This window comes from Leucobacter sp. PH1c (assembly GCF_000633415.1).
In the GTDB taxonomy this organism is placed as follows: Bacteria; Actinomycetota; Actinomycetes; order Actinomycetales; family Microbacteriaceae; genus Leucobacter.
On record NZ_AYMV01000039.1, the window covers coordinates 15,249 to 27,597 of the forward strand.

The following is a 12,349-nucleotide window of genomic DNA, read 5'->3' on the forward strand; positions in this document are numbered from 1 at the left end:
ACCAGACCACTGAGGGACGAGAGGACCGAGCATCATGGCGACACCCCAGATGGATCGCTTCACGCCCGTATTCGCGATCGCGGCAGCAGCGGAGCTGGCCGAGATGCACCCGCAGACGCTGCGCCAGTACGACCGGATCGGGCTCGTCTCCCCGCAGCGTACCCGCGGCAACACCCGCCGCTACTCCCTCCACGACGTCTCGCGCCTCCGCGAGGTCGCACGGCTCTCGGCCGAGGGGCTGAGCCTCGAGGGGATCCGCCGCGTGCTCCAGCTGGAGGACCGCGTCGAGCAGCTGCAGCACCAGGTGCGCGAGCTCGAGCGCGCCCTCGCGGAGGAGCGGCTGCAGCGCCCCGACCGCCGGGTCTTCGCTGCGGGCGGCGCTGGCGGCGAAGTCGTCACCCTCCGCCGCGGCACGCGCATGCGTCGGAACGCGGAAGTCGTCGTGTGGAAGCCCTGACCGGGGCCGACGCGTTCTTCGCCCGGCTCGCGCGCGATCCCGATTTCGACGCTGAGGAGCTGCGCGCCTTCGACGCGAGCGACGAGCTGCTGCTCGCCACGGCCGCCGGGGAGCTCGGTGGCGGCGCGGGGAACGGTCCGAGCGGCGCGAGTGGGCTCGCGCCCGGGGAGCTCGCGGTGATCGGGGATCGGCACGGCGCGCTCGCGCTCGGCGCGGTCGCACTGCTCGGCGCGCGCGGTGTGCGGGTCTTCCAAGACCCCGTGCTCGGCGAGCGGGCGCTGCACCGCAACGCCCAGCGGCTCGGGATCCCGGAGGGCGAGGGGTTCGCCTCGCACGCCCTCGACGCGACGCTGCTCGACGGCGCGAAGCTCGTGCTCGTGCAGCTCCCGCGGGGGCTCGACGCGCTCGACGAGATCGCGCAGGCGATCGCCCGCTGGGCGCACCCCGACGTGCGCGTGCTCGCGGGCGGCCGCGTGAAGCACATGACCCGGGCCATGAACGACGTGCTCGGCCGCTCCTTCGCCGAGGTGTCCGCGGGGCTCGGGTGGCGCAAGTCGCGCGTGCTCGCTGCCCGCGGGCCACGGCCGGCGAGCGAGGCCGCCGTGTCCCCGTTCCCACGCTGGGGAACGGACCCGGATCTCCGCTTCTCGGTCGCGGCGTTCGGCGCGACCTTCGGCGGCCCCACCCTCGACCACGGCAGCCGGCTCCTCCTCACCGGGCTCGCGGACGCGGCGCCCGGCGCGCGGCGGATCGTCGACCTGGGGTGCGGCAACGGTGTGCTCGGCGTGTCCGCCGCGCTCGCGCGCCCCGGCGCGCACGTGATCGCCACCGACCAGTCGGCCGCGGCGGTGCGCGCCACACGGCTCACGGCCGAGGCGGCGGGCGTGCTCGCATCGGGGTGCGGCCACGACGGGGGCGCAAGTCTCACCGGGACCGACGCGGAGGTGGAATCCGGCGAGCTGACCGGTGCGGGCGAGCCAGCCGGTGCCGGTGCGCTCGCGCTGCCCGGCGTGTGCGTGCACCGCGCCGACGCGCTCGAGGCGGTGCCCGACGGCTGGGCCGAACTGATCCTGCTCAACCCGCCGTTCCACACGGGCGCGACCGTGCACGCGGGCGTCGCGCACCGGCTGATCGAGCGCTGCGCCCGCGCGCTCGCCCCCGGCGGCGAGCTGCGCATCGTGTTCAACTCGCACCTGCGCTACCGGCCGCTTGTGGAGCGGGCCGTGGGCCCGTCGCGTCAGATCGCGCGGGATCGCACGTTTACGGTGCTGGCGGCTGCGCGGCGCGAGCGTTGATCAGGTCGCGCGCCGTGAAGCGGTGGCTGCGCTCGCCGTAGTCGTCGGCGGTGACGCCGGTGAGCAGTGCGCCGGGCTCGACGCCGAGCGCGGTCGCGAGGCGCACGAGCGTCTCGACGGTGGGACTGGAGACGCCGCGCTCGATCTTGCCGATGCTCGTCCAGTTGATCTCGGCGAGCTCACCGAGATCCTCCTGAGAGATGCCGAGCCGCAATCGGGTGGCACGCACGAGCTCGCCGATCTTGGCGGCCGCGGGGGAGTGAATCTTTGCCACTCACCTAGCGTGGGGTCATCAGGGCTTTTTCACCAGAGTGTCCGCGCATAGAGAAAAAACACCGCACATTCTGCGCGGGGGATCGGCATACGCTGGATCCGTCATGACCTCTTCCGCGCGCTCCCCGCTCATCCGGCTCGCCCCGAGCATCTACGGGCCGACCATTCTCTTCACGCTCGGGCAGAGCGCGCTGATGCCGCTCATCCCCGTGCTCGCCGTGGGGCTCGGCGCCGATCTCGCCACCTCGGGGATCATCGCCTCCGCGCTCGTCGTCGGCCAGCTCGCGGGCAACCTCCCCGCTGGCTGGGTGGTCGCCCGCGCGGGCGAGCGGATCGCGATGCTCGTGGCCGCCGCCGGCGCGCTGCTCGGCACGGTCGGCGTCGCGCTCGCGCCGACGCCCGGGCTCCTCGGCGCCGCCGTCTTCGCGATCGGCTTCGCGGGGGCGACGTTCGGGCTCGCGCGGCACTCGTTCATGACCACGCGGGTGCCCGCGGCCTTCCGCGCCCGCGCGCTCTCCCTGATCGGCGGCTCGCACCGGCTCGGCCGCTTCGCCGGCCCCTTCCTCGCGGCGGGGCTGCTCGCGCTCACGGGCTCGTCGAGCGCCCCCGTCTGGGCCTTCGTCGTGTGCCTCGGGCTCACGGCCGCGCTCGTGGCCATCGCGCCGGATCCCGAGCGGCTGATCCCGGCGGGCGTTCCCGGCGCCGCTCCTGGCGGCCCGTCCGGCGGTGTCGCCGCCCCGGACGCGCCGACGGGCCTCATCGGCGCGGTGCGGGCCCACCACGCGCCGCTTCTGCGCGTCGGCGGTTCCGCGGCGATCCTCTCGGGCCTGCGCACCGTGAAAGACGTGTTCCTGCCGCTCTGGGGGGTCTCGATCGGTCTCGATGCCTCCGCCGTCGCGCTCGTGATGGGCGTCTGCGGCACGATCGACTTCGCGCTCTTCTACGTGAGCGGGCAGGTGATGGACCGCTTCGGGCGGCTCTGGGCCGCGCTCCCCGCGACGATCGGCATGGCGATCGCGTTCCTCGTGCTCGCGGGTACGCACGATCTCCCGAACGCTGCGGGCTGGCTCATCGCCTGCGCCGTCGTGATCGGACTCGGCAACGGGCTGTCGAGCGGGATCGTGCTGACGCTCGGCGCCGACCTGGCGCCCCAGCCGGATCCCGCGCACTTCCTCGCCGCGTGGCGCACCCTCGTCGACTTCGGCGGCGCGACGGCGCCGCTCGCGATCTCGGCGCTGGCGGCGACCTCGCTGCCCGTGGCCGCGGGAGCCGCGGGCGTGCTCGCCGTGCTCGGCGCCGCGGGCTTCGCGCGCTGGGTGCCCCGCTACATCCCCCGCGCCCGGCCCGGCGCGAGTGGCACCTGAGTACCGACTCGACTCACCCCCGGGTACCGGAGATGCGCCGGACCGGCGCAGCGCGGCGCGTTCGCCCGGCCGCATGCCTAGACTTGACCGTGTTCGCCCACCGGCGCACATCTTCTCCCCGACCGAAGGACTCCCGCACACCGTGAGCACCACTGAGCGTCCGGCCCCGCTTCGTATCCTGATCGGCTGCGACACGTTCCTCCCCGATGTGAACGGCGCCGCCCGGTTCGCCGAGCGGCTCGCCGCCGGCCTCGTCCGCCGGGGCGACGAGGTGCACGTGGTGGCCCCCTCCGTGGGACACCGCAACGCGGGCAGCTTCGTCGAGACGATCGAGGGCGAGCAGATGACCGTGCACCGCTGGGCCAGCTGGCGCTGGTACCCGCACGACTGGCTGCGCTTCGTGCTCCCGTGGCGGGCTCGCGGCTACGCGCGGAAGCTGCTCGACCGGCTCCGCCCCGACGTGATCCACATCCAGTCCCACATCGTGATCGGGCGGGCGCTCGCGAAGGAGGGCGCGAAGCGCGGGATCCGGATCGTCGCGACCAACCACGTGATGCCGGAGAACGTGCTCGACTTCACGCTGCTCCCCGAGCGCGCGAAGCGCCTGTTCGTGCGCTGGGGCTGGCGCGATGCCGACAAGGTGCTGCGCCACGCGGCCGAGGTGACGACGCCCACGCGGCGCGCCGCCGACTTCCTGGAGCGCAACACGCACCGCCGCGGCGTGCTCCCCGTGAGCTGCGGCCTGCGCGCCTCCGACTACACGGCGGATCTCACCCCCCGCACCGAGCACAAGCTCGTCTTCGTCGGCCGCGTAACGCTCGAGAAGGAGATCGACGTGATCCTGCGCGCGATCCCGCGCATCGATCCCGAGCTCGCGGTGAGCCTCACGATCGTGGGCGATGGTGACCAGCGCAAGAACCTCGAGAAGCTCGCCGGCGATCTCGGCATCCGCGACCGTGTGCACTTCACGGGCCGCGTGACCGACGAGCAGCTGCGCGGGCACCTCACCGAGGCGAGCGTCTTCGTGATCGCCTCGATCGCTGAGCTGCAGTCGATCGCCACGATGGAGGCGATGGCCTCGGGCCTGCCGATCGTCGCGGCCGACGCGATGGCGCTGCCGCACCTCGTGCACGAGGGCGAGAACGGCTTCCTCTTCCAGCCCGGCTACGACCGTGAGCTCGCGGAGCGCGTCGAGCAGATCCTGCGCCTGCCGCACGCCGACTTCCGGAAGATGCAGGAGGCGTCGCTCGAGGCCGTGCAGGTGCACGACATCGATCGCACGCTCGACACCTTCGAGGCGCTGTACCGCGGCGAGACCCCCGCGAGCTGATCATGCACGTGCTCGTCGTCACGGACCAGCACCCGGACTCGCTCGGCGGGGTGCAGGTGGCGATCCGGCTGCAGCGGCAGGCGCTCGAACGGCTCGGCCACCGGGTGACCATTGTCGCCCCCGAGCTGCACCGGCCCGGGTACACGGTGGCCGCGGCCGACCGGGAGGCGTACCTCGACCTGCCTTCGCGCCCGATCACCCGCGACCGCGAGTACGGCATCAGCTGGCCGGGCGCGCGCACTGACCGCGCGCTCGCCGCGAGGCTCGCCGCGCTGCCGCCCGTCGATCTCGTGCACGTGCAGGGCGATTTCTGGGGCGCCATGATCGGGATCCGCGCCGCCCGGGGGCTGCGCGTGCCGATCGTGCACACGATGCACAACCACGTCGACGCGGGCACGCGCGCCGTGACGCCGTTCGCGCCCGTCGTGTTCCAGGCGCTGCGCGTGTGGCGCCGTTTCGCGCTCGGTGCGCCCCGCGGCCCGGTCTCCCGCGCCTCGCGCGGGGCCTGGCGCTTCCTCGCCGAGCTCGCCGCGGAGGCCGCGGTGGTCACCGCGCCCTCCTCCCACTTCGCGGAGGCGCTGCGCACCCACGCCGTCGCCGCCGAGGTGCGGGTGACGCCCGGCGGGGTCGACGACGCGGCGATCGCCGCAGCCCGCGCGGTTCCGCGGTCGCCGCGCAGTCGCCCTCGCCTCGTGTGGCTCGGCCGGATGAGCCAGGAGAAGCGGATCCTCGAGTTCATCGACGCGATCGCCGAATCCGGCATCGACGCCGACGTGGCGCTGCACGGCGCGGGGCTCTTGCTCCCGCGCGTGCGCGAGCGGATCGCCCAGCACGGTCTGGGCGACCGGGTGAGTATCCCCGGGCCCGTGCCCTACGCGGAGGCGCTCGCCGCGATGCGGGACGCCGACGCCCTCGTGCAGACCTCGATGGGCTTCGAGACGCAGGGCCTCACCCCGTTCGAGGCGGCAGCGCTCGGCACGCCGACGGTGTTCTGCGACCCGAACATCGCGGACGACGTGGCGGTGCGGCCCGAGTGGCGCGTGCCCGCCGGCACCGTGAGCGCGCTCGCGCAGACGCTGCGCGAGGCGGTGGCGGATCTGCGGGCCGGGGATCCGAGTGGCGGGGGTCCGAGTGGCGGCGCGAACAGCGCCGGTCTGCGCGTCGCCGAGGCGGACGGGGAGCGCTTCCTGCAGTCGGCGCAGAGCCGCGTGATGCTCGAGGCGTACGCTGCCGCGCTCGCCGAGCGGTGCTAGCGCTTAGAAGCGCCAGACGGCGGACTCGAAGCCTGCCGGGGGCTTGGGGGTCCAGTTCTTCTCCTCGGTGACGAGGCCCGAACCGCCGGGGCTGTTCGACTGGACGATGGTGAAGGTGCCGTCGGTGTTCACCTCGGTGATGAGCACGGTGTGGACGCCGGTCACCCAGGAGGTGGGGGAGGACGCGTACTCGTACTGGATGATGTCACCGGGTGCCGCGGTCTGGAGCGTCATGCGGGTCGCGCCAGCGTAGTTCGCGACGGGATCGCCGCCGCCGGTCCACGCGCCGCCGCCGGCCTTGATCCAGCGCTGCGCCGACATGATGCACTCGCCCGGCTGGCTCCAGCCGGTGGGACGGCTCGTGCCGATCTCGCTCTCGGCGAGGGCGATCGTCGCGGCGACGTCGAAGCCGTGGGGGATCTGCGCGACCTCTTCGATGTGGAGCACCGAGTCGATGCTCTCCCCGGCCAGGCGTCCGCCCGTCGTGTCGAGCGACTGCGACACGGTCGTCGCGGGGAGCACCGCTGCGGGAGAGAAGTCCTCGACCGGGGGTGCGGCCACCGCGGGGGCGGCTCCGAGTGCGAACGTCACGGAAGCGACCAGGCTCACAATGAAGGCCTTGGCAGAAACTTTCACGCGTTACACTCCGGGGGTTGTCCAACAAAAAGCGCCGGGTCTCTGGCCCGAGCGCCTCACCCAGTATGCGTTACCGTTCCGTTATGTTCAACTTTTCCGGGCGAAAGAGCGGGGCATCCGCACCGCGCTTCGCCCCGGGATCCCAGTGCTGGAGCCGATCTGGGCCGGTCAAGAAACTCGCAGGAAAATCCTGCGCGACTCCCTCTTCTGAGGGATGCGCGAAGCCCCGCCGCGTGCTTTTCCGCGCTCGCGGGGCGGCCCCGCCGCGCCGGGGGGAGGGGGCCCGGTTCGGCGTGCGGCGCAGAACACGCTAGACTGGTGCGCGCTGGCTTTGCGGCCAGTGAGGAGGATTCGCCTAGCGGCCTATGGCGCACGCCTGGAACGCGTGTTGGGTTCACGCCCTCGGGGGTTCAAATCCCCCATCCTCCGCCACACGAGAACGCCCCTGCTTCGGCAGGGGCGTTCTGCGTTTCCGGGGAGGGGAGTGCGTGGGGCCCGGCTGGCGCCCCGGCTGGCGCCCCGGCTGGCGTTCCCCGGCCGGTGCCCCCGGCTGCCGCGGCGCGGTCGCCGCCCCTGGCCGCGCCGCCCCCGGCCGCGCCGCCCCCGGTTCCGCGCGTTCTCCCCCCGGTTCGGTGCACTCCGGTCCCCGGTTCCGTGCGCGGGACACCTGGGTACCCGCTCAGTGCCAGTGCCCCGCCAGTGCCCCGCCAACGGGGTTTTCCCTGGTCCCACTGGGTGAGGCGCTGAGCCACTCCGTGCGCATACCTACTCAGTTGCGCGTGAGTACCTAGGCCCGCTGCCGCGAAGAATCCGTGCAGTTTCCCGCAATTTTGCGTGATGACTACTCATGATCCATCTGGATACCCACAGGGGTCTCGCGCGCCTCGTTCGGGCGGCGGATGATCGTGGTGTCACGAACACTGATGCTGCACCGAAAGGACCACCGCGACTCATGCGCGAACGAACGACTCGAGCGGGAGCACGCCGCCGCCACGCCGCTTCGGCGACCGCACGTGCGCACGGCGGCCGCCCCCGTGGGCGTGCGCTCGTCGCCCTCTCCGCGGCCTTCGCGCTGGCGCTCGCCCCCTTCATACCGGCCGCCGGCGCGATGGCGGCCGACTACACCTTCGTCATCGATTCGCTCGAAGTGACCACGGCCGCGCGCGACGCGAACCCGGGCGACGGAGTCTGCAAGACCGCGGCGGGCACCTGCACGATGCGCGCCGCGCTCGAGGAGTCGAACGCGCTCAACGCGCCGAAGGGCTCGATCCTCATCACCGTGGCCGACGGCTTCACGGGCAACATCGACCCCGCGGCCACGGGCATCTCCAACATGGTGACGAGCGCCGTGTCGAGCCAGGACGCAGGCGCGCACTTCGCCGTGACCGCCCCCGTGACGATCGACCTGCGCAACCAGGTGACCATGGAGGCCTCGCGCGACATCGGCGTGGCGCTCTTCCACGTCAACGGCCCGGACATCACGTTCCGCAACATGACTCAGGCCCTCTCCGCCGAGAGCTCCTTCGTCATGGGGCCGAAGGCGAACGGCGTCGTGATCGACGGTGGCTCCTCCGTGACCCAGGCGCACTACGGGCCCGAGCGCTTCGTCGTGTTCCGCGAGGGCGCGAAGAACATCACGATCCAGAACTACCGCGTGCAGGGCTTCTACGACGCGGGCACCGCGACGGGCCTCTTCTACGTCAACGCGCAGAACGCGACCCCGGTCGAGAACATTGTGATCGACAACGTGCAGGTCACCTACACCTCCGGTGGGTACTGCACCGCCAGCGACGGCTCCGGCTGCCGCACGAGCCTCCTCCAGTTCTCCCCGCGTAACCAGAACGTCAAGCTCGACGGCTTCACCTTCACGAACTCCTTCGTGTCGAACCTCACCAACCAGGTGGCGTTCCCCTTCACGACCGGCGCGGCCGCGGGCTACAGCGTGCAGGCCAGCAACGTGAACATCACGGACAACGAGTTCATCAACGTGCAGGGCCTCGGCACGGCCTGGTACCAGGCCTTCATCGCCCTGCCCTACGGCGGCATGGGCGGCGTGAACCAGATCACGGGCAACCAGTTCGTGCGCGCATCGAGCGGCCAGGGCTACGCCGTGGCGTGGAACGGCAACACGACCGCCGGGAGCGCGGGCAACCTCACGATCGCCGGCAACTACTTCACGGGCTACACCGCGACCTCGATCTACCTGCAGAACACGGGCGACGTGAGCGTCGAGCGGAACACCTTCGGCGCGCGGAGCGCGAGCCAGGCCCGCCCGGCCGTCGCCGAGGAGACCCGCGACGGCACGAGCACCCTGCTCGACAACCAGGTCAACGCGAACAACCGCGTGGCCACGTGGTTCCCCAGCGCGAACGCGACCGTGCTCACGGCCGACGCTCCCGCCGGATCGCTCCAGGTGGAATCGCCGCTCGGCGAGGACATCCCCGTGTGCATCGCGACCCTCGACGTGTCGGCGCCGCAGGCCGGCCCGTACCCGGAGGCGCGCGTGGACCTCGACCTCTACTGGACGCAGGATCGCACCGCGGAGATCTACCTCGGCCGCGTCTCGGGGGTCACGGGCGACTCGGCCAAGCTGCTCCTCGACCTGCCCGTCGGCGTCCAGGAGTTCCCCTCCACCGTGGTCGGCAACACCGACACCGCGACCATCGTCGACGCCGAAACGGGCGTGGCGGGCGGCTACATCCGCATGCAGACGATCGGCAGCGACACCCGTCAGTCCTCGCAGTACTCGCGGACGGTCGGCTTCAGCGGCAGCTGCCGCCCGGAGCTCACGATCGACCAGCAGAACGATCAGAATGATCCGACGCTCGCGCGCGATCTGCACTACACGGTGAAGTCCTCGCTGCCGCTCGATCCCGCCTCGGTCACCGAAGCCGTGGTCGACGTGACCGCGACGGCCGTCCCCGAGACGATCGACGCCGCCCGGCTGAACCCGCGTAGCGTCTCCGCGACCCCGGTCGAGGGCACCGCGAACCGCGAGTTCCAGGTCATCGCGCGGGTCGACGACTCGGCCCAGGTGACCGCAGGGATCGCGGCGGAGCGGGTGCGCAGCACCGGCGGGCTCACGAACCGCGCCGCAGCCGCGAGCACCGACCCGAACATCACCTTCCGGAACCCGATCTCGGTGAAGCCGGGCTCGTTCACCCTCGTGACGGGGGAGCCCGACGGCAAGCAGTACGGCTTCGCGATCGCCGCGGGCGCCCCGGCGCCCACGAAGGACCTCACGTTCACCGCGACGCCCGATGCTGCGGCGACCGAGCACGACGTCGCACTGTCGAGCGCCACCGCCACCATCGCGGCCGGTGGCACCGGCTCCGACAAGATCCGCGTGACCGCGGGAGCCGGCGACGTGGCGGCGAACACGCCCGTGAGCGTGAGCCACACGGTGAGCTCGGACGACACCAACTACGACGGTCTCGTGATCAACACGCTCCTCGTGAAGCTCTTCGCCACCGACCCCTCGGTGCGCATCACGAAGCGCGCATTCGTCGGCGCGACTGATACCTCCTCCCCGGAGCAGATCCTCGCGACCGGAACCGAGGCCCTCGCGGGCACCCGGCTCACCGACGGCCAGGCCGTGTGCTTCGTCTACGAGGTCTCCAACATCTCCGCGGACGACTGGGCCACCGTGCTCAGGGACGTGACCGTGACGGACACCGACACCCGCCTCGGCGAGGACGGGGTCATCGGAACCGTCGCCACGCTCCCCGTCGGCGAGAGCACCCGCCTCGCGGCGTGCAGCTCGCTCACCGCGGTCGACACGACGGTCGGTGACGCCCGATGAACGCCCCTGCCGAGACGCGCCGCCCTCGCGGGGAGCGTCGCCCCCGGAGCGTGCGCACCCGGCTCATCGCCGGGGCGAGCGCCGCGGCGCTCGGCGTCCTCGGAGCCGCGGCCGCAGCGACCGCGCTCTGGAACGCCGAGCATGGCGCCAGCGGCGGCTCGGTCACGGCGGGCGAGCTCGACGTGGCCTACGGCGCAGGCACCTGGCGTCAGGTGACGCCCGGCGTGACCATCCCAGCGGGCGGCACGCTCGCCGGCGGAACCGACGGCTTCCACTCGATGCCGGGTGACGTGATCGAGATGCTCGTGCCCATCACCACGACGCTGCGCGGTGAGAACCTCAACGCCGTGCTGTCGGTCGAGACGGGCGCCGGCGCGGCCGAGGACATCGCGAACGGCACCGTCGCGGCGAGCTACCGCGTCGAGGACGGCGCGGGTGCGCAGGTCGCGCCCGCGAGCGGGGAGGCCGAGCTCGGCACGCCCGTCGAGGTGCCCGGCCTCGTGAGCAGCAACGCCGGTGAGACCGCCGCGTGGACCGTCGTCGTGACGGTCCGGGTGCTCGGCGACTACCGCTGGACTGCGATCGACCCCGTGCTCGACCTTGACGAGTGGACCATCAGCGGCGTCGACGTGACCCTCGACCAGGTGCGCTCGGGCGACGGATTCACCTCCGCGAGGGCCGCCTCATGAGCGCGCGGATGCGGAGCCTCGCCACTGGCGCGCTCATCACGGTCCTGCTTGGCGGCGCCCTCGCCGCGAGCGCGCTGTGGAGCGCGGGCGCGGACGCGGACACCCCGAGCGTCGCGATCGGTGCGGTGCGCTTCGGCGCAGCCTCCGAGACGGTTCCCGAGCGGGTGTTCTCGCCCGACGGCGGCGCGGTGTCGGTCACGCTGCCCGGCAGCACCGTGCTCGAGGTGCTCGAACAGACGAGCATCGACGCGGATCCGGTCATCTGGCGCTTCACCGCGAGCGGCAGCGCGCTCGGGATCACCGGGCTCGACTACACCGTCGCCGTGACGGAGCAGGTGGGCGCGGACGGCTCCTACGACCTGAGCGCGGGGATCGCGCAGCCGGGGACGGTGCTCGAGCGCTCCACGCTCATCGTGTACCGGGCGGGCGCCGGCGGCGACTGCTCCGCGATTCCCGAGGTTCCGGCTCCCGAGCCCGGCGAGGCGCCCCGCAACGTGCACGTGGTCGACGCGGTCGATGTGGAGCTCCAGGCCGCGGGTGCCGCGCTCACGGGCACGGAGACGAGCCAGGAGTGGTGCGCCGCGATCGACTGGAACGACGTGGCCGACGGCGCGTACGTGAACGACGTCCACGTCACCGGCATCGCTGAGGACGGGAGCGGCAACGGTGCGACCGCCCGCTGGCACGCTCAGGTCGGGTACCCGCCGGCTCTCGAGCAGCTCGGCGTGTACCGCAACCGCGCGACGGTCGAGGCGACGGCCGAGGACACCACCTCGGCCCGCGCGACGAGCGAGTGGCACGCCGATGTCTACCCGGACCCCTCCGGTGAGCCGGGGATCGTGATCACCCTCGACCCCGTGGTCACGAACCTGAACCCCGACGTCGCGCCCCGCGACTGACCCACAGTTTTCCCCCTTCCCCCCCAACCTGGCCCTGACGTCGAGCGCCGCCACGGTCCCCCCTTCCCCCAGCGCTCATCCCCAAGGAGAAACAGCATGACGAACACGAACAACGACCAGATCATCGTCGTGACCGAGCAGAAGAAGCGCCGGCGCGGTCTGATGTGGGTCGCCGCGGGCGCCGCGGCGCTCCTCGCGGGCGGCTCGACCTTCGCGCTCTGGTCCGCATCGGACACGTTCTCCGGCGGCAGCATCACCGCCGGCGATCTGAACATCGAGCAGCTCGAGGACACCTCGTTCTGGGATGTCTCGAACGACCGGAAGGACGCGACCGAGACCGTCGGCGCGAGC

Annotated in this window: 11 protein-coding genes and 1 tRNA gene; 10 read left to right on the top strand and 2 right to left on the bottom strand. The window is 72.4% G+C overall.

Translation table 11 applies throughout. The features are described 5' to 3' along the window. Positions 1-34: 34 nt before the first annotated feature. Both U874_RS0112345 and U874_RS15705 read left to right on the top strand, forming a co-directional pair. A complete protein-coding gene (locus U874_RS0112345) occupies positions 35-457 on the top strand; it encodes a heat shock protein transcriptional repressor HspR (protein ID WP_232755920.1) in 423 nt (140 codons plus the stop codon). Next, entirely contained in the window at positions 454-1,752 is a 1,299-nt protein-coding gene (locus tag U874_RS15705) for a methyltransferase (protein ID WP_025134848.1), read from the top strand. The genes U874_RS0112345 and U874_RS15705 overlap by 4 nt, the downstream gene beginning before the upstream one ends. Here the strand turns inward: U874_RS15705 and U874_RS0112355 are convergent. Then, positions 1,718-2,026, bottom strand: coding sequence for a helix-turn-helix domain-containing protein (locus U874_RS0112355; protein WP_025134849.1), 309 nt, complete (start codon positions 2,024-2,026; stop codon positions 1,718-1,720). The genes U874_RS15705 and U874_RS0112355 overlap by 35 nt on opposite strands. Positions 2,027-2,129: 103 nt before the next feature. Here U874_RS0112355 and U874_RS0112360 point away from each other — a divergent pair, with 103 nt between their 5' ends. The 3 genes from U874_RS0112360 to U874_RS0112370 all read left to right on the top strand — a co-directional run bounded on the left by U874_RS0112360 (position 2,130) and on the right by U874_RS0112370 (position 5,972). Next, positions 2,130-3,389: an MFS transporter gene (locus U874_RS0112360; RefSeq protein WP_025134850.1), complete on the top strand. Its 1,260-nt coding sequence runs from the start codon at positions 2,130-2,132 to the stop codon at positions 3,387-3,389. Positions 3,390-3,531: 142 nt separating this feature from the next. After that, entirely contained in the window at positions 3,532-4,719 is a 1,188-nt protein-coding gene (locus tag U874_RS0112365) for a glycosyltransferase (RefSeq protein WP_025134851.1), read from the top strand. A gap of 2 nt (positions 4,720-4,721) precedes the next feature. Further along, the gene (locus U874_RS0112370) at positions 4,722-5,972 is read left to right on the top strand and encodes a glycosyltransferase (protein ID WP_025134852.1); all 1,251 of its coding nucleotides are present in this window, start codon (positions 4,722-4,724) and stop codon (positions 5,970-5,972) included. A gap of 3 nt (positions 5,973-5,975) precedes the next feature. Here U874_RS0112370 and U874_RS0112375 read toward each other — a convergent pair whose 3' ends face one another. After that, positions 5,976-6,581 (bottom strand): CHAP domain-containing protein, encoded by a 606-nt coding sequence (locus tag U874_RS0112375; protein ID WP_232755922.1) that lies wholly within the window; start codon positions 6,579-6,581, stop codon positions 5,976-5,978. A gap of 371 nt (positions 6,582-6,952) precedes the next feature. Between U874_RS0112375 and U874_RS0112380 the strand changes: the two genes are divergently transcribed. The 5 genes from U874_RS0112380 to U874_RS0112400 form a co-directional block, all read left to right on the top strand. Further along, positions 6,953-7,040 (top strand) — tRNA-Ser (locus U874_RS0112380). 520 nt (positions 7,041-7,560) lie between these two features. Continuing rightward, positions 7,561-10,410 carry a right-handed parallel beta-helix repeat-containing protein gene (locus U874_RS0112385; protein ID WP_025134854.1) on the top strand — a complete coding sequence of 950 codons (2,850 nt, stop codon included), beginning with the start codon at positions 7,561-7,563 and terminating at the stop codon, positions 10,408-10,410. Beyond that, on the top strand, positions 10,407-11,099 hold the full coding sequence (locus U874_RS0112390) for a hypothetical protein (RefSeq protein WP_157834258.1): 693 nt from the start codon (positions 10,407-10,409) through the stop codon (positions 11,097-11,099). Before U874_RS0112385 ends, U874_RS0112390 begins: the two co-directional genes overlap by 4 nt. Next, positions 11,096-11,998 (top strand): hypothetical protein, encoded by a 903-nt coding sequence (locus tag U874_RS0112395; protein WP_025134856.1) that lies wholly within the window; start codon positions 11,096-11,098, stop codon positions 11,996-11,998. Before U874_RS0112390 ends, U874_RS0112395 begins: the two co-directional genes overlap by 4 nt. Positions 11,999-12,094: 96 nt before the next feature. Further along, the coding region (locus U874_RS0112400) for a SipW-dependent-type signal peptide-containing protein (RefSeq protein ID WP_029988388.1) at positions 12,095-12,349 on the top strand (255 nt) is incomplete at its 3' end.